14 protein-coding genes are annotated in these 16753 nt (G+C 59.3%); 9 read left to right on the top strand and 5 right to left on the bottom strand.

The genetic code is table 11. The features are described 5' to 3' along the window. Positions 1 to 92: 92 nt before the first annotated feature. From ccoG to gndA, 5 genes are all read left to right on the top strand, one after another. Positions 93 to 1676: a cytochrome c oxidase accessory protein CcoG gene (ccoG, locus tag AGR13A_RS07330; protein ID WP_059753063.1), complete on the top strand. Its 1584-nt coding sequence runs from the start codon at positions 93 to 95 to the stop codon at positions 1674 to 1676. Next, positions 1673 to 2173, top strand: a complete 501-nt coding sequence (locus AGR13A_RS07325; protein WP_080834483.1) for a FixH family protein — start codon at positions 1673 to 1675, stop codon at positions 2171 to 2173. The genes ccoG and AGR13A_RS07325 overlap by 4 nt, the downstream gene beginning before the upstream one ends. Next, positions 2170 to 4461 (top strand): cation-translocating P-type ATPase, encoded by a 2292-nt coding sequence (locus AGR13A_RS07320; RefSeq protein ID WP_080834481.1) that lies wholly within the window; start codon positions 2170 to 2172, stop codon positions 4459 to 4461. The genes AGR13A_RS07325 and AGR13A_RS07320 overlap by 4 nt, the downstream gene beginning before the upstream one ends. Then, positions 4458 to 4616: a cbb3-type cytochrome oxidase assembly protein CcoS gene (gene ccoS / locus AGR13A_RS07315; protein WP_003502794.1), complete on the top strand. Its 159-nt coding sequence runs from the start codon at positions 4458 to 4460 to the stop codon at positions 4614 to 4616. Before AGR13A_RS07320 ends, ccoS begins: the two co-directional genes overlap by 4 nt. 164 nt (positions 4617 to 4780) lie before the next feature. Further along, entirely contained in the window at positions 4781 to 6211 is a 1431-nt protein-coding gene (gene gndA / locus AGR13A_RS07310; protein WP_080834479.1) for an NADP-dependent phosphogluconate dehydrogenase, read from the top strand. Between the two features lie 235 nt (positions 6212 to 6446). On the opposite strand, the gene AGR13A_RS07305 is transcribed toward gndA, so the two are convergent. The 3 genes from AGR13A_RS07305 to AGR13A_RS07295 all read right to left on the bottom strand — a co-directional run bounded on the left by AGR13A_RS07305 (position 6447) and on the right by AGR13A_RS07295 (position 11378). Continuing rightward, complete coding sequence (locus AGR13A_RS07305; RefSeq protein ID WP_035223395.1) at positions 6447 to 6773, bottom strand: RcnB family protein; 327 nt, start codon at positions 6771 to 6773, stop codon at positions 6447 to 6449. Between the two features lie 954 nt (positions 6774 to 7727). After that, on the bottom strand, positions 7728 to 8759 hold the full coding sequence (gene mgrA, locus AGR13A_RS07300) for an L-glyceraldehyde 3-phosphate reductase (RefSeq protein WP_080834477.1): 1032 nt from the start codon (positions 8757 to 8759) through the stop codon (positions 7728 to 7730). A gap of 123 nt (positions 8760 to 8882) precedes the next feature. Further along, the gene (locus AGR13A_RS07295) at positions 8883 to 11378 is read right to left on the bottom strand and encodes a beta-mannosidase (RefSeq protein WP_139786026.1); all 2496 of its coding nucleotides are present in this window, start codon (positions 11376 to 11378) and stop codon (positions 8883 to 8885) included. Between the two features lie 469 nt (positions 11379 to 11847). Here AGR13A_RS07295 and AGR13A_RS07290 point away from each other — a divergent pair, with 469 nt between their 5' ends. Then, positions 11848 to 12900: a LacI family transcriptional regulator gene (locus AGR13A_RS07290; protein WP_167377434.1), complete on the top strand. Its 1053-nt coding sequence runs from the start codon at positions 11848 to 11850 to the stop codon at positions 12898 to 12900. 21 nt (positions 12901 to 12921) lie between these two features. On the opposite strand, the gene znuA is transcribed toward AGR13A_RS07290, so the two are convergent. After that, positions 12922 to 13902: a zinc ABC transporter substrate-binding protein ZnuA gene (gene znuA, locus AGR13A_RS07285; RefSeq protein ID WP_080834475.1), complete on the bottom strand. Its 981-nt coding sequence runs from the start codon at positions 13900 to 13902 to the stop codon at positions 12922 to 12924. A 104-nt stretch (positions 13903 to 14006) separates the two neighbouring features. Here znuA and znuC point away from each other — a divergent pair, with 104 nt between their 5' ends. From znuC to zur, 3 genes are read left to right on the top strand one after another with little or no spacing between them, the layout of a single operon-like run. Next, positions 14007 to 14927, top strand: coding sequence for a zinc ABC transporter ATP-binding protein ZnuC (gene znuC / locus AGR13A_RS07280; protein WP_080834473.1), 921 nt, complete (start codon positions 14007 to 14009; stop codon positions 14925 to 14927). Continuing rightward, complete coding sequence (znuB, locus tag AGR13A_RS07275; protein WP_080834471.1) at positions 14920 to 15738, top strand: zinc ABC transporter permease subunit ZnuB; 819 nt, start codon at positions 14920 to 14922, stop codon at positions 15736 to 15738. Before znuC ends, znuB begins: the two co-directional genes overlap by 8 nt. Beyond that, positions 15735 to 16148, top strand: coding sequence for a zinc uptake transcriptional repressor Zur (gene zur, locus AGR13A_RS07270; protein WP_035217240.1), 414 nt, complete (start codon positions 15735 to 15737; stop codon positions 16146 to 16148). The genes znuB and zur overlap by 4 nt, the downstream gene beginning before the upstream one ends. A gap of 38 nt (positions 16149 to 16186) precedes the next feature. Here zur and AGR13A_RS07265 read toward each other — a convergent pair whose 3' ends face one another. Continuing rightward, on the bottom strand, positions 16187 to 16720 hold the full coding sequence (locus AGR13A_RS07265) for a gamma carbonic anhydrase family protein (RefSeq protein ID WP_080834469.1): 534 nt from the start codon (positions 16718 to 16720) through the stop codon (positions 16187 to 16189). Positions 16721 to 16753: the final 33 nt, after the last annotated feature.

Below are 16753 nucleotides of genomic sequence, written 5' to 3'. Positions count from 1 at the left end.
ATACTGCGCCACTTTGTCGTCACTTGATGCAAGTCAAGGATGTTTCACCGGGGAGATGGGAGAAAGCAAGGAGATAAAAACGGACTCCTATCATGAACATCTATCGCGCCGGACAGGACCTCCCGCAACAGCCCGTCGAAAGGCTGGAGGCGGAAGCCGTCAATTCCGCAAAAACGCGCAAACCGCTCTACGAAGCGCGCAGGAAGATTTTTCCCAAGCGTGCGGAAGGCAGGTTCCGGCGGTTCAAATGGCTGGTGATGCTGGTCACGCTCGGCATTTATTATCTGACGCCGTTTCTGCGCTGGGATCGCGGTCCCTATGCGCCGGATCAGGCGGTGCTGATCGATATCGCCAACCGGCGCTTTTATTTCTTCTTCATCGAAATCTGGCCGCAGGAGTTCTTCTTCGTCGCCGGATTGCTGGTCATGGCCGGGCTTGGGCTGTTTCTCGTCACGTCCGCTGTCGGGCGTGCATGGTGCGGTTACACCTGTCCGCAGACCGTCTGGGTTGACCTGTTCCTGGTGGTCGAACGGGCGATAGAGGGCGACAGGAACGCCCGCATGAAACTGGATGCAGCGCCCTTCACATTCGGTAAATTGCGCAAGCGGGTGCTGAAACATGCGATCTGGCTGGTGATCGGTGTTCTGACCGGCGGCGCCTGGATTTTCTATTTCGCCGATGCACCGACGCTGGCCATGCAGTTCATGACAGGGCAGGCGCCGATGATCGCCTATTCCACCGTCGCCATCCTCACCGCCACCACCTATGTCTTCGGCGGGCTGATGCGGGAACAGGTCTGCACCTATATGTGTCCATGGCCGCGCATTCAGGCGGCGATGCTGGATGAGAATTCGCTTGTCGTCACCTATAATGACTGGCGCGGCGAACCGCGCTCGCGGCATGCCAAGAAGGCTGCGGCGGCAGGGGAGAGCATCGGTGATTGCGTCGATTGCAATGCCTGCGTCGCGGTCTGTCCCATGGGCATCGACATCAGGGATGGGCAGCAGCTGGAATGCATCACCTGCGCGCTCTGCATCGATGCCTGCGACGGGGTGATGGACAAGATCGGCAAGCCGCGCGGGCTGATCGCCTATGCGACGCTGTCCGAATACCAGTCCAACATGGCGCTGGCGACCGGTAATGGTGAGCATGACATCCGCCCCGCCAATGTGCGCGAGGAGGACGGCAGCTTCAGGAAGAGCATCCGCCACTTCAACTGGCGCATCGTTTTCCGGCCGCGCACGCTGCTTTACACGGCCATATGGTCGGCGGTCGGTATCGGCATGCTGTTTGCGCTGGTGACGCGCGAGCGGCTGGCGCTCAATGTGCTGCATGACCGCAATCCGCAATATGTGCTGGAATCGAACGGCTCCATTCGCAACGGCTATACGGTGCGCATTCTCAACATGGTGCCGCAGCCGCGTACGATGAGCCTGACCATCGAGGGCATTCCGAATGCGGTGATGAAGATCAACGGCATGCCGGATACGGCCGCGCGCACCTTCGAGGTGACGGTGGAGCCGGACGAGGCGACGACGCTGAAGGTCTTCGTCACCCTGCCGGGCGAGGATGTGGCGCGTACGGCGGAAAATTTCGAATTCATCGTCAGCGATACGGGCGGCCATGAGACGGCCCGCTACGATGCTGTCTTCAACGCTCCGGGAGTGAAAAAATGACCGTGAACAATCGTCAGACGTCCGGTTTCACGTTCACCGGCTGGCATATGCTGGGTGTCATGCTGCTGTTTTTCGGCACCGTCATCACCGTCAACATGGTGATGGCCTGGAACGCGGTCAACAGCTGGAGCGGGCTTGTCGTACCCAATACCTATGTGGCCAGCCAGCAGTTCAATGCCAAGGCGGAAGCCGCCAAGGCACGGGCTGCGACCGGTATCAGGGGCAAGCTCATCGTGGATGAAAAGACGGTGCGTTACGAGGTGTTTCATCCCGACACCGGCCCGGTCGACACCGATAAGGTGACGGCGCATTTTCGCCGGCCTGTCGGGGAACGCCAGAATTTCGACATGGAACTGACCCCGGTTTCCACCGGCGTCTTCACCGGCCCGCATGACATGTTGCCGGGCCAATGGATCGTCGAGGTTACCGCCGTCAAGGACGGCCGGATCATCGTGCATGAGGGCACGCGGATCGCCGTCATCAGGGGGCGCAAATGAGCTGCTGCGCACCGGGAACGGAAGGTTCGCTGCAACTCGGCGAGCCGGTCAATCCACCATCGTCGGAGGAGTTGCTGCTGGCGAGCCGCGATCTGGGGCAGGGGCTGCGCCAGACCGATCTCAGCGTACCGGATGTGTATTGCGGCGCCTGTATCACCACCATCGAGACCGCGCTCGGCCGTCTGCGCCAAGTGGAGCGGGCGCGTGTGAACCTGTCGTCCAAACGCGTGGCGGTCGTCTGGAAAGAAGAAGTTGACGGCGTTAGGACCGATCCCGCCGATATTGCTCGCGCCATTCTCGCGATGGGATATCGCACGCATCTTCTCGCCAGCGGGCAGGATGCCTCGGACGCCTTGCGTTCGCAGCTGATCAGGGCGGTGGCGCTGTGCGGCTTTGCTTCCGCCAATATCATGCTTCTGTCCGTCTCCGTCTGGTCGGGGGCGGATGCGGCGACGCGCGACATGTTCCACTGGATTTCGGCGATGATCGCCGCGCCGGCGCTGATCTATGGCGGGCGTTTCTTCTATCAATCTGCCTGGAACGCGCTGAAACATCGCCGCACCAATATGGACGTGCCGATAGCACTCGCCATCACGCTTTCCTATGTCATTTCCCTGTGGGAGACGATCCATCACGGTGAGCATGCCTGGTTCGATGCGACCGTGTCGCTGCTGTTCTTCCTGCTCATCGGCCGGACGCTTGACCATATCATGCGTGACAAGGCGCGTTCGGCCATTGCCGGGCTTGCCCGTCTTTCGCCGCGCGGGGCAACGGTGATCGGTGAGAATGGAACGCGGGAGTATCGGCCGCTTGCCGATATCCAGCCGGGAATGTCGATTGCGATTGCGGCCGGGGACCGCGTGGCTGTGGACGCCCTGGTCGTCTCCGGCAGCAGCGATCTCGACATGTCCATCGTTAATGGCGAAAGCGCGCCGCGCCGCGTTGCGGCAGGCGACAGCCTTCAGGCCGGTACGCTCAACCTCACCGGTTCGCTCATTGCGCGGGTGACGGCATCGGCGAAGGATTCCTTCCTCTCCGAAGTGATCGGGCTGATGGAAGCGGCCGAAGGCGGGCGGGCGCGTTACCGTCGCATCGCCGACCGTGCCGCGAGCTATTATTCTCCAGTCGTGCATCTTCTTGCACTAGTGACGTTTCTCGGTTGGGGCATTTTCGGCGGTGACTGGAAACAGGCGATCCTGATCGCCATTGCGGTTCTCATCATCACCTGCCCCTGCGCGCTTGGTCTTGCCGTTCCAGTCGTGCAGGTAGTGGCCGCCGGGAGGCTTTTCCGCCACGGCATCATGGTCAAGGAAGGCTCGGCGATGGAGCGGCTGGCCGAAATCGACACTGTGCTGTTCGACAAGACCGGGACGCTGACCGTTGGCAAGCCGAGACTGGTCGAAACGGGTGATGTGAAGCCGGCCACGATGGCGATTGCGGCGGGACTTGCCGCCTATTCGCGTCATCCTCTGTCGAAAGCCCTGCATGCCGCTTATAGCGGTGCCTTGCAGACCTATGAGGTGGTGCAGGAAGTTCCGGGCTCGGGTGTCGAGGCTGAGACAGCATCGGGAACCTACCGGCTCGGCAATCGCCGTTTCGCCTGCCCGGATGAGGCACGAACCGACAATGGCGATGCGCGGTCGGAAGTGGTGCTGTCCCTCGATGGCCATCAACTGGCGAGCTTCGGCTTCGAGGACAATCCACGCGCGGGCGCTGCTGCGGCATTGCGCAGTCTGTCTGCGCGAGGCCTGATGCAGGAAATCATCTCGGGTGACCGGGCCGCCGCCGTCAGCGCCATGGCCCAACGGCTGGGGATCGGCAACTGGCGTGCGGACCTGTCGCCGAAGGACAAGGCAGCGCGCTGCGCTGAGCTTGCCGGCGAGGGTCGCAGGGTGCTGATGGTGGGAGACGGTATCAACGACGCGCCGGCGCTCGCCGCCGCGCATGTGTCCATGGCGCCCGCCACCGCCGCCGATATCGGCCGGCAGGCCGCCGATTTCGTGTTCATGCAGGAGGATCTCGATGCCGTGCCTTTCGCAATCGAGACATCGCAGCGGGCCGGAAGGCTGATCCGGCAGAACTTCGCGCTTGCCATCGGCTATAACATCATCGCCGTGCCGATTGCGATTGCCGGCTATGCGACGCCGATGATTGCGGCCATCGCCATGTCGACGTCCTCGCTGATCGTTGTCGCCAATGCCTTGCGGCTTGCCGGTGTGGCTGAAACCGCCCGTCCCCAGAACGACGCAAAGACCGGATTTGCAGGCGAGGGGGCGCAACTGGCATGAACATGCTGATCTATCTCATTCCCGTCGCGCTGTTTTTAGGAGCGCTCGGCCTTTTCGCCTTCCTCTGGTCAGTGCGCTCGGGCCAATATGAGGATATGGACGGGGCCGCCTGGCGGGCCTTGGATGACGGTGATGACCGGCCCCGACGATCATAGGAGGCGAAGCGGGCTTGCCGTCTTGAACCGGTCTCGACCTGTCGCAAATATGCAAAGCTGATTTGCGTCATCAAAATTTAATCGTTTCAGTCGCCCCCAGCCTTGCCGTTTGTTCATTACAGTGCCACAACACGACCACCTAAAAGCAAGATGGAGGCACATCCGTGGAACAGGCAGAAATCGGTTTGATCGGTCTCGGCGTCATGGGCTCGAACCTGGCGTTGAACATCGCGGAAAAGGGCAACAAGATTGCCGTATTCAACCGAACCCCTGAAGCGACGAAAAAATTCTACGCCGAGGCTGGGGACTTGCGGGGACAGTTGATCCCCTGCGAAACCATCGAGGAATTCGTCGCCGCCATTCGCCCTCCGCGCCCGATCATCATCATGATCAAAGCCGGCGATCCGGTCGACCAGCAGATGGAAATCCTGAAACCGCATCTGTCCAATGGCGACATCATGATCGATGCCGGCAATGCGAATTTCCGCGATACGATCCGCCGTTTCGACAATCTGAAGGATAGCGGCCTGACCTTTATCGGCATGGGCGTTTCCGGCGGTGAAGAAGGTGCGCGCCATGGACCGTCGATCATGGTCGGCGGCACCGAGGACAGCTGGAAGCGCGTCGAGAAGGTGCTGACTTCCATTTCCGCCAAGTACAATAACGATCCGTGCGTGGCATGGCTCGGCAATGACGGCGCTGGCCATTTCGTCAAGACCATCCATAACGGCATCGAATACGCCGATATGCAGATGATCGCCGAAATCTACGGCATCCTGCGTGATGGCCTTGGCATGAGCGCCGTCGAAATCGCCGACGTGTTCGCAGAATGGAACAAGGGCCGCCTGAATTCCTACCTGATCGAAATCACCGAGAAGGTTCTGCGCGCCGCCGATCCGATCACCGGCAAGCCGATGGTCGATCTGATCCTCGACAAGGCAGGCCAGAAGGGCACCGGCAAGTGGTCGGTCATCGAGGCGCAGAACATGGGCGTCGCCGCAACCGCCATCGAGGCAGCCGTGGCTGCCCGTATCCTGTCGTCGCAGAAGGATGAGCGCGAAGCTGCCGAGAAGATCTTCGGCCTGCCGACCCTTGCAGCGGCACCCGCCGACAAAAAGGCCTTCATCGCCGATCTGGAAAGCGCGCTTCTGGCCGCCAAGGTCGGTGCTTATGCGCAGGGCTTCGCCATCATGTCGGCCGCTTCCAAGGAGTTCAACTGGAACCTGCCGATGCCGACGATTGCCCGCATCTGGCGCGCCGGTTGCATCATCCGCTCGGAATTCCTCGATGAGATCACCTCGGCCTTCACCAAGGACCCGCATGTGGCCAACCTCATCGTGACGCCTGCCTTCGCCGGCATCGTCAAGGATACCGACGCGCCGCTGCGTCGTGTCGTTTCCTATGCCGTTCTCTCCGGCCTGCCGGTTTCGGCGCTGGCTTCGGCACTCGGTTATTTCGACGCCTATCGTCGCGGCCGCGGCAGCGCCAACCTCATTCAGGCGCAGCGCGACTTCTTCGGCGCGCATGGTTTCGAACGTACCGACGGTGTGGACAAGCCGCACGGCCCTTGGGGCAGCGGCGCCGACATTTTCTGATCGGCTGAAACGACAAACGACAAAAAGGGTCGGCTTTGAGCCGACCCTTTTTACTTGGTGGATAATGCTGAAACCTCTCCTTCGTCATTCTCGGGCTTGACCCGAGAATCCACAGCCCATTGCGATCAATGGATCCTCGGGTCAAGCCCGAGGATGACGTCGAATGTGGAGCGATATTCGTAAAAATTGTCAGGCCCGCTCGCGCGGGCCTTGTCATTGTATCCGGTGACTGCACTCAGCGGGCGGCGGCGAGGCCGACGATCAGGCCGCTGACGGCATTGATGAGCAGGAACTGGTTGTCGACGCGGACCCAGCGCTGGTCGCGGCGCGGTTCGGCAAGGCGATAGCGGCGATAATCGCGGCGGTCGATCACATGGCGGCGTTCGCCCGCAGACAGACGCTGGCCGCGATCCCAGCGGTGCTTCTTGACGATGACCTTCTTGGTGGTGACCTGACGCTCGACGGTGACGCCGCGATGGCGATCGTCGTGGCGGCTTTGGGCCTGAGCCATCGGAGCGGCGAGAACGGTAGCGGCCAGAAGAATGGTGACGAACTTTTTCATGGAAGTTTCCTCTCGTGTTTCGATGAGGAGAACTTACGAATAAACGAATGAACGGAAACTGAATTTAAAATTACATTTATGTAATGGTTATTAACGGTTAGGGGCAGGAGTTAATCTTCTATTTTGAGATTTTTCTTGCTGCCAAAGTGATCCGACCACCCGGCCGTCGTTTTGTCCACCACGCCGTCACGTGCAAATGCTGCTGTTGATTGAACCCCAAAATCCGCCTTGCCTGCGAAAGCGCAAGTACCATGGCGCCGACGCTGACGGCAGGTTCCAGTGCGCGAAACGCACCACAGAAGCCTGAGCCGAACGCGCGCTGCGATGGCATTCAACGTCGATCCGTTGTGCCAATTATAGTTTTATTCACCTCAAAAAACGTTCAAATTCTGAAATATTTGCAATTAGATACGTGCGACTTTAGTGAGAAATAAATATCTGACCACGACCAAGGCGAGTAGAAGAGATAAGCATGAAGTCAAGATTAGTTACATCAGTGTCGCTCATATTGATCACCCTTAGTGGCTGCACAACTGCGCCGACAACGCTTAATAACGCCGGGTCGTCTTCTGACGCTTGTGGTGCGTCGCGCTATCAGAAATATATTGGAGGGCCTTCATCCGCGACTGTTGGTCTGAATATTCCCGGAGACTCGCGGCACTATGGGCGACAAGAGCGCGTTGCTAATGACACACCGTCAAGATTGAACTTTGTTCATAGCGGCACTGCCACAGAATCTGTGACTAATCCGAAGTCGACCGTCATTCGCGTGTTCTGCGGCTAATAAAGGAACCTCGACCCAAGCTTGGGTAACCCATGTGAGCGCGCGGGGGCTTCGGGGCTATTCGAAAACGGCCGGATTCCCTACAACGAGCCCCTTCTGTTCCGGTAGCGACTTTCGCTGCCTCATTGAGTGATAGGACCGCCCGGCAAAACCGGGCGGTCTTTTTTCGATTAGACCCGTTCGGCGGATTTTGCCCAGAGGTTGATATCCGCTTCCTTGGCGTAACGGTCGATTTCGGCAAGCTCTTCGGCCGTGAAATCCGGCTTGTCGAGCGCCTTCACACAATCCTCGACCTGTTCGACACGGCTTGCGCCGATGAGCGCCGAGGTGATGCGGCCGCCGCGCAGAACCCAGGCAATTGCCATCTGCGCCAGCGTCTGGCCGCGCCGCTCGGCAATGCTGTTAAGTGCACGGATGTTCTCGACATTGCGCTCGTTGAGGAAGGCCGGGTTGAGCGATTTGCTCTGCGCGGCGCGGCTGCCGTCCGGCACGCCGCCGAGATATTTCGTGGTCAGCATGCCCTGCGCCAACGGTGAGAAGACGATGGAGCCGATGCCCAGTTCTTCCAGCGTGTCGACAAGACCGTCTTCCTCGATCCAGCGGTTGATCATGGAATAGCTCGGCTGGTGGATGATGCAGGGCGTGCCGAGGTCCTTCAGGATCGCTGCGGCCTCACGGGTGCGCTTTGAATTGTAGGACGAGATGCCGACATAAAGCGCCTTGCCCGAGCGCACGATCTGGTCCAGCGCGCCGCAGGTTTCCTCAAGCGGCGTGTTGGGGTCGAAACGGTGGGAATAGAAGATATCGACGTAATCCAGTCCCATGCGCTTCAGGCTCTGGTCGCAGGAGGCGATTACGTATTTGCGGCTGCCCCATTCGCCATAGGGGCCGGGCCACATGTTGTAACCGGCCTTGGAGGAGATGATCATCTCGTCGCGATAGCCGGCAAAATCCGTCTTCAGAATCTCGCCGAAGGCGGTTTCGGCACTGCCGGGCGGCGGGCCGTAATTGTTGGCGAGATCGAAATGGGTGATGCCGAGATCAAAGGCGCGGCGGCAGATGGCCTGTTTGGTCTGGTGTGGCGTGTCATTGCCGAAATTGTGCCAAAGGCCGAGCGAAATCGCCGGCAGTTTCAGGCCGGTCTTTCCGCAATGATTGTATTTCATGGATTTGTATCGGTTTTCGGCCGGTTGCCAAACCATGGGTCTTCCTCCATTTGCTGATGATCGGCTGCGCAGAATCCGGCAGCCCTTTGAACTGATGGGACAGGCGCGGGCGCACCTGTCATTTCCGAGAGGGATGGTTATGCCTTTCTCCGCCTTGTTTCAATGCGAGGATTGGCAGGTATAAAGATCGAAGATGCGGAAATGCGGCTGCCCGCCATCCGCTTTCGGGGTGAAGATGATACGGCGCGTTTCGCCAGCGGAAAGATCGAACAGATTATCCGAATAGCGCCCGGGCTGATCGGCCTCCAGCACGACGAAGAGGGCGAGACCCGTAGCCGTCACATCGATTTCGAACTGGCCGTTTTTCAGTGTGTTGGTGGTGAATGTCAGGCCGGCAGGCTGAAGCTCCAGCGCTTTGTAGGTGTCGCGCACATGGTGGCCTTCGCCGGTCATGCCGTTGGAAGCGATGAAATTCCAGGCGAGGATGGCGCCATCAGGCAGGCTGTCCATGTCGATATCCGTCAGCGTGGCGGCCCTGTCGGTCGCGCAGGTGCCGTTGGCGGATTTCAGCGGCACGCGGTTGCCGTCCATGGTCAGCGCAACGATGTTCATGTCGATTTCCACATCTTCCGCCGTGTCGTTGACCATGGAGAAGCTCACCCGGCGTCCATCGTCGGAAGGGATGGCCGAGACGGTGACGGGCTGGAAGAAACGGCGGGCGGCATAATGCAGCGCTTTCCAGCCGCCGCCATAATCGAGGCTCGACCATGAGGTGACCGGCCAGGTGTCGTTGAGCTGCCAATAAAGCGTGCCCATGCAATGGGGCTTCAGCGAGCGCCAGTAATCGACAGCCGTGCGGATGGCCAGCGCCTGCTGCACCTGGCTCAGATAAACGAAATTCTCGAAATCCTTCGGGAAGCGGAAGTAGCGGAACATGGTGCCGGCGATGCGCTCATTGCCGCCGACATTCTTCTGGTGCAACTCGATGACCGGGGAGGCGATGTTCATGTCCCTGTCTTCCGCGTAGGTGCGGATGACGGGCATGGATGTATAGGACTGGAAACCGAATTCGGAGCAGAAGCGCGGCTTCACCGAACGGTAATTATTAAACGACTTGTTCTCGTGCCAGACGGACCAGTAGTGCATGTCGCCGGAACCATCCGCGTGCCAGGCATCGCCATAATCGAGATAACCGGAGGCGGGGCTCGATGGCCACCAGAGCGCTTCGGGAGCGGCTTTTTTCAGAGCCCGTTCGATGGTGCGGTTCAGGCGGTCATAGGCTACGAGATAACGGTCGCGATTGTTGCGAGATTCATCGAACCAGGTCAGCGCACCCACCAGCTCGTTGTCACCGCACCAGAGCGCGATGGACGGATGGGAGGAGAGGCGTTTCACCTGATAATCGACTTCGTGTTCGACATTATCGAGGAAATCCTCGCTGCAGGGATAGAGATTGCAGGCGAACATGAAATCCTGCCAGACCAGCAGGCCGAGGCGGTCGCAGAGATCGTAGAACCAGTCTTCCTCATAGAACCCGCCGCCCCAGACGCGGATCATGTTCATGTTGGCCTCGACCGCGGAGCAGAGAAGGTCCTCGGTCTTTCCCCGGCTGGTCAGCGAATAGAGCGCATCGGCGGGGATCCAGTTGGCGCCGCGGCAGAAGATTTCCCTACCATTGATGCGGAAGGCGAAGCGGCTGCCGGCCTCGTCCTTGTCCGTCAGAAGCTCGATGGTCCTGAAGCCGATCTGGCGGGTGACTGTCTCGTCAGGCAATTCCACCGTCAGCGTGTAGAGCGTCTGTTCACCACTGCCGGCCGGCCACCAGAGCTCCGGATTCTCCAGGAAGAAGACGTGGCGCACCACCGTTTCACCGGCGCCGACGCCGCAATCGAGCCTGAGCCTTTCGTCATTCAGCGACAGATAGACCGGCAGGCTGGCCGGGCCCTCGGCAAACAGCGTGACGGCGACATGCAGCTCGACGCCGCCTTCGACATGGTGCTGGGAGGTGACGACATGTTCTATACGTGCGGTATCAAGGCGCTTCAGCAGGATTTTTCCATAAAGGCCGAGTGGCGCAATCGCGATATTCCAGTCCCAGCCGAAATGGCATTGCGGCTTGCGCAGCATGTTGCCATTGGCGATCGGCGAATTGCCCGGGTGATAGGGAATATAGAAAGGCTGGCGTGCCTGCCGTTCCGCACCGGCGGCGATGTTGGAGTGGAAATGGATGCGGATGGTGTTTTCGCCGTGCCGCAGCGCGCGCGACACGTCTGGGCGGTAACGGCGGAAACAATTGTCTGCGGTGAGAACCGGGACATCGTTGACGAAGATGATGGCGACCGTATCGAGGTAATCGATATCGAGATACCAGCTGGCTTCAGCATCATCGAGCACGAATGTCCGCTGGATGATCCAGTCCCGCTGCGCGACCCATTGCACCGCGTTTTCATTGGCAGCGTGATAGGGGTCGGGAATGATGCCTGCATTTTTGAGTGCGCTGTGAATGTCGCCGGGTATAGAAAGTTCGGTCGCATGGTCTCCTTCCGCGGATTCCAGGCGCCACAGCCCGGCCAGATCGATGACGGTTTCGGGCGTGGAGGAGGAAATCATGATCGGACCCTGCGTAATATGAATTCGAAGCGGATGGGCCGGCATTATGATGCAGGCTTGTGTCAGAATCTGGGGAAGACGGATGCCCGTGCACCGGCTGATACAAGCTCGTCCGGCTAGACAGTCTCCTCTCTCCGGCAACGTTACCGTAAAATAATCGTTCCGTCATGCCTTCAGGATGAAACTTACAAAGGTAAAGATGCCTGCCGTCGGAATGCGGTAACTGGCAGATGGTATTGTTTTTAGCATGTCGTACTTTTACATTTTAAATCATATGTTTCAGATGATTATTTAATCTAAATAATAAGGATTTTTTCGCCTGGAAGCGATCGCGATCTCTGCATCTGAGGTTAGGGAGGTTTTTCGGGCAACGGGGGAATTTTTCCCTGCCTATATCGTTATAGTCATGATTTCCGTCGCCATGAGCGCGCTGGCCGGCGGTTTATGACGTTTGCCTTTGCAACAGAGCAAAAGCTATCTATGATTACCGTCCGGTAAAGCGTGGCGAAATGACATGAACGATACAGGTAAATCCGGCGGGGGCGATATGCCCGTCACGACGGGCGAGCGCCCAACCTTGAAGACCATCGCCTTCATGACAGGCCTGGGCATTACCACCGTGTCTCGCGCGCTGAAGGATGCACCGGATATTGGCGCTGAAACCAAGGAGCGTGTGCGGCTTATCGCCCGGCAGATCGGCTACCAGCCGAACCGTGCGGGTGTGCGCCTTCGCACCGGCAAGACCAATGTGATTGCCCTTGTGCTGAGCGTCGATGAAGAGTTGATGGGTTTCACCAGCCAGATGGTGTTCGGCATCACCGAGGTTCTCGCCACCACCCAATATCACCTTGTCGTCACGCCACACACCCATGCCAAGGATTCCATGGTGCCGATCCGTTATATTCTCGAGACCGGCTCGGCGGATGGGGTCATTATTTCGAAGATCGAGCCGAACGATCCGCGCGTGCGTTTCATGACGGAGCGCAACATGCCCTTCGTCACCCACGGCCGCTCGGATATGGGCATTGAACATGCCTATCATGATTTCGACAACGAGGCTTACGCCTATGAGGCTGTCGAGCGACTGGCTCAATGCGGACGCAAGAGGATTGCCGTGATCGTGCCCCCGTCACGCTTTTCCTTCCACGACCATGCCCGTAAGGGCTTCAATCGCGGCATCAGGGATTTCGGCCTTTCCGAATTTCCAATCGATGCCGTGACCATTGAAACGCCGCTCGACAGGATTCGCGATTTTGGCCAGAGGCTGATGCAATCGGACGATCGTCCCGATGGCATCGTCTCCATCAGCGGCAGCAGCACCATCGCCCTTGTGGCGGGTTTCGAGGCGGCGGGTGTGAGGATCGGCGAGGATATCGACATCGTCTCGAAGCAGTCCGCAGAGTTTTTGAACTGGATCAAGCCGCAGATCCACACCGTAAACGAAGATATCAAGCTGGCGGGCAGGGAGCTTGCGACAGCCCTTCTGGCGCGCATCAATGGTGCGTCACCGGAAACCCTGCAGAGCATCAGCGGGCCGGTCTGGTCCGAGATGGCGCCGAAGCCTTGAGAGAAGGATCGCCAGTCCGGATCAGGACAGGCAATCCTTCAGTGAGGCGGCAATGCCGCGCATCAGCTTGAAATAGAGATCGGGGCCGGGCTCCAGCGTGGCCGCCTCCGGATCGAGCGTCGCCGATTTTGCCGCCGTGCCCTCGGTGATGACCGAGATCAGTTTCGGCTCGAATTGCGGTTCGGCAAAAACACAGGTCGCACCAAGCTGGCGGACTTTTTCCTGCATTTGGCTGACACGATCCGCGCCCGGCAGGGTCTCGGGACTGACGGTGATCGATCCCGCCGTTTTCACGCCGTAACGGTGTTCGAAATATTGGTAAGCATCGTGGAAAACGATGAAGGGCTTGTCCTTCACCGGCTTGACCGTTTCCGCAATTTCGGTGTCCAGCGCATCGATGTCATCGATCAGCTTCTTCGTATTGGCCTGATAGGTTGCGGCATTGCCGGCATCTGCCGCAATCAGCGCGGTTTCGATCTCCTGCGCCATGGCCTTGGCATTGGCGGGATCAAGCCAGAGATGCGTGTCATATGCGCCGTGCTCATGATCGTCGTGATCATGGGCATGATCATGCGTGCCTGCCTTTTCGGCATGGCCGTCATGTTCGCCGTGTTCTTCTTCGCCATGGTCATGCGCCTCGAAGGGGCCGCCTTCGCGGAAGGGCAGCTTTTCCAGCCCTTTGGCGTCTTCCAGTTCCACCACAGTCGCCTTGCTGGTCAGCGCCTCCAGCGGCTTTTCCAGGAAAGCTTCGAGCCCGGGCCCGACCCAGAAGACCAGATCGGCCTTTTGGAGCGTGCGTGCATTGGAGGGCCTCAGGTTATAGGTGTGGGGAGAGGCCGCACCCTCGACGAGGAGCTGCGGTTCGCCCACGCCCTGCATGATTGCCGCGACAAGGGAGTGTACAGGCTTGATCGAGACCACGACATTGGGTGCGGCCGTGGCGCCGGAAGCGGCCACTGCTATTGCCACCGATGCCATGAGCGGGATCAGGATCGACTTCATGAAATGCACTCCACTTGAAGAAGTATAGTTATGTTATTACATTTATTGCGTAACTCTATAACGTATGCAATAGCGGTAAGCAACATCGCCAATCGGACAATCCCATGCTTCATTCCGCCCCCAAGGGTAACGACATACTGGTTTCCCTTTCCAATGCCGGCGTGCAGCGCAACGGCCGCTGGCTGGTGCGCGGCGTGGAGTTTTCCGTCAGCAAAGGCGAGATCGTCACGCTGATCGGCCCCAATGGTTCGGGGAAATCCACCAGTGCGAAAATGGCCATCGGCGTGTTGAAGCCAAGCGAAGGTGAGGTGTCGCGCATTGCCGGTCTGCGTGTTGGTTATGTGCCGCAGAAGCTATCCGTGGACTGGACCATGCCGCTTTCCGTGCGCCGGCTGATGACGCTGACCGGGCCGCTGGCCGCCCGCGAGATCGATGCGGCGTTGAACGCCACGGGCATCGCGCATCTGGCGGGTGCAGAAGTCCAGCATCTGTCCGGCGGCGAGTTCCAGCGTGCGCTTCTCGCCCGTTCCATCGCGCGCAAGCCGGACCTGCTGGTTCTTGATGAGCCTGTACAGGGTGTCGATTTCTCCGGTGAGATCGCGCTCTATGAACTGATAAAAAACATCAGAAATTCAAGCAATTGCGGAATTCTGTTAATCTCGCATGATTTGCATGTGGTGATGGCGGAAACCGACACCGTGATATGCCTGAACGGCCATGTCTGCTGCCGCGGAACGCCGCAGGCGGTGAGCCAGAGCCCGGAATATATGCGTCTGTTCGGCGGGGCGGCCGCCAAGGGCCTTGCCGTTTACAGTCACCATCACGATCACACCCATCTGCCCGATGGCCGGGTACAGCATGCGGATGGCTCCGTAACCGATCATTGCCATCCCGAAGATGGCCATCATCACACGCATGATCATGGTCACCGCCATGATGACCATGGCGAATGCGGCTGCGGTCATGAGCATGACCATCAGGGCCACGGCCCCGCAAGCCACGGGAAGGGAGAGCGCCATGTTTGACGATTTCTTCGTTCGCGCCATGCTCGCGGGCATCGGCGTTGCCCTGACCGCCGGTCCCCTCGGCTGCTTCGTCGTCTGGCGGCGCATGGCCTATTTCGGCGATACGATGGCGCATTCCGCACTGCTTGGCGTTGCCTTGTCGCTGCTGCTGCAGCTCAACCTCATCGTCAGCGTTTTTCTGGTGGCGTCGGCCGTTTCGATCCTGCTGATTTTTCTGCAAAGGCGGCAGGCGCTTTCCGCCGATGCTCTGCTCGGCATATTGTCCCACTCGGCGCTTGCGATCGGTCTCGTCATCGTCGCCTTCATGAGCTGGGTGCGCATCGATCTAGTATCGTTCCTGTTCGGCGATATTCTGGCCGTTACCCGCAGCGATATCGCGCTGATCTGGGGCGGCGGACTGGTGGTTATCGTCGCCATGGTCCTCCTGTGGCGGTCGCTGCTCGCCTCCACCGTCAATAACGAGCTCGCAGAGGCGGAGGGGCTGAACCCGGAACGGGCCAAGCTCATCTTCACCCTGTTGATGGCGCTGGTGATCGCCATTGCCATGAAGGTGGTCGGCATCATGCTGATTACCTCGCTGCTCATCATACCGGCGGCGACCGCCAGGCGTTTTTCGGCCACGCCTGAGGTGATGGCCGTGGTCGCCTCGCTGATCGGCGCGGTTGCCGTCATTGGCGGCCTGTTCGGCTCGCTGACCTATGATACGCCGTCCGGCCCCTCCATCGTGGTTGCCGCCGTGATCCTGTTCGTTATAAGCCTGTTACCGGCGCCGGGTTTTTCCCGCTCCGCGGATGAAGGAGGCAAGTCATGAATGTGCAGACCCAGCAGAACCTCACCAAGAACCAGTCGCTGGTCATGAATGCCCTGTCGAATGCGCATCAGCCGCTCAGCGCCTACATGATCCTCGACAAGCTGCGGGATGACGGGTTCCGTGCACCGCTGCAGGTTTACCGGGCTTTGGAAAAGCTTGTTGAATATGGTCTCGTGCACCGGCTGGAAAGCCTCAACGCCTTCGTTGCCTGCACCCACACGCAGGCCGAATGCTGCTCCCATCATCACGGAACGGTGGCCTTTGCCATCTGCGAATCCTGCGGGCAGGTGACCGAATTCCATGATCACGAAATCGACCATCGCCTGGAGCGCTGGGTGAAGGACAGCAAGTTCAAGGCGGAAAAGACCACGATTGAAATTCGCGGCCTCTGCGCCAATTGCGCGTCATAGGCATTGTTCGCGGGGCGGGCGTTATCGCCCGCCGTTTCTCATCCTTCGATGATCGCCAGGTCTTTCGAGAAACGCTTCCAGTTCTCGATGTATTTTTCGGCCGAGCGGCGAAGGCTGGCGACGGCCTCGTCATCCAGCGTCCTGATCGCTCGCGCAGGCGATCCGACGATCAGTGAATTATCCGGGAATTCCTTGCCCTCGGTTACCAGCGCATTGGCGCCGACAAGGCAGTTGCGGCCGATCTTCGCGCCATTCAGGATCGTCGCGCCCATGCCGATCAGCGAATTGTCGCCGATGGTGCAGCCATGCACGATGGCATGGTGGCCGATGGTGCACATTTCGCCGATCGTTGCGGCAAAGCCGGGGTCGCTATGCACCATCGCGCCTTCCTGAATGTTGGTGCCGCGCCCGACGCTGATCGGTTCGTTATCGCCGCGCAGCGTCGCGCCGAACCAGATGCCGACATCCTCACCCAGCGTCACAGAGCCGATGACATTGGCGTCGGGAGCCACCCAGTAGCGATCCGCAGCGGGGGTCTGCGGCACCCGGTTGCCGAGACGAAAAAGCGGCATGGCGGTTCCTCCCTATGGATTATGCGTCGATCA

This window comes from Agrobacterium genomosp. 13 str. CFBP 6927 (assembly GCA_900012615.1).
Classification (GTDB): domain Bacteria; phylum Pseudomonadota; class Alphaproteobacteria; order Rhizobiales; family Rhizobiaceae; genus Agrobacterium.
Note: the sequence above shows the minus strand (reverse complement) of the source record. Positions and strands in the feature narration are given on the sequence as shown.

Bases quoted from the DNA above. Each gene is read 5' to 3' on its own strand.
- ccoG (WP_059753063.1), top strand. From the start codon at position 93: ATGAACATCTATCGCGCCGGACAGGACCTCCCGCAACAGCCCGTCGAA.
- AGR13A_RS07325 (WP_080834483.1), top strand. From the start codon at position 1,673: ATGACCGTGAACAATCGTCAGACGTCCGGTTTCACGTTCACCGGCTGG.
- AGR13A_RS07320 (WP_080834481.1), top strand. From the start codon at position 2,170: ATGAGCTGCTGCGCACCGGGAACGGAAGGTTCGCTGCAACTCGGCGAG.
- ccoS (WP_003502794.1), top strand. From the start codon at position 4,458: ATGAACATGCTGATCTATCTCATTCCCGTCGCGCTGTTTTTAGGAGCG.
- AGR13A_RS07305 (WP_035223395.1), bottom strand. From the start codon at position 6,773: ATGAAAAAGTTCGTCACCATTCTTCTGGCCGCTACCGTTCTCGCCGCT.
- mgrA (WP_080834477.1), bottom strand. From the start codon at position 8,759: ATGGTTTGGCAACCGGCCGAAAACCGATACAAATCCATGAAATACAAT.
- AGR13A_RS07295 (WP_139786026.1), bottom strand. From the start codon at position 11,378: ATGCCGGCCCATCCGCTTCGAATTCATATTACGCAGGGTCCGATCATG.
- AGR13A_RS07290 (WP_167377434.1), top strand. From the start codon at position 11,848: ATGAACGATACAGGTAAATCCGGCGGGGGCGATATGCCCGTCACGACG.
- znuA (WP_080834475.1), bottom strand. From the start codon at position 13,902: ATGAAGTCGATCCTGATCCCGCTCATGGCATCGGTGGCAATAGCAGTG.
- znuC (WP_080834473.1), top strand. From the start codon at position 14,007: ATGCTTCATTCCGCCCCCAAGGGTAACGACATACTGGTTTCCCTTTCC.
- znuB (WP_080834471.1), top strand. From the start codon at position 14,920: ATGTTTGACGATTTCTTCGTTCGCGCCATGCTCGCGGGCATCGGCGTT.
- zur (WP_035217240.1), top strand. From the start codon at position 15,735: ATGAATGTGCAGACCCAGCAGAACCTCACCAAGAACCAGTCGCTGGTC.
- AGR13A_RS07265 (WP_080834469.1), bottom strand. From the start codon at position 16,720: ATGCCGCTTTTTCGTCTCGGCAACCGGGTGCCGCAGACCCCCGCTGCG.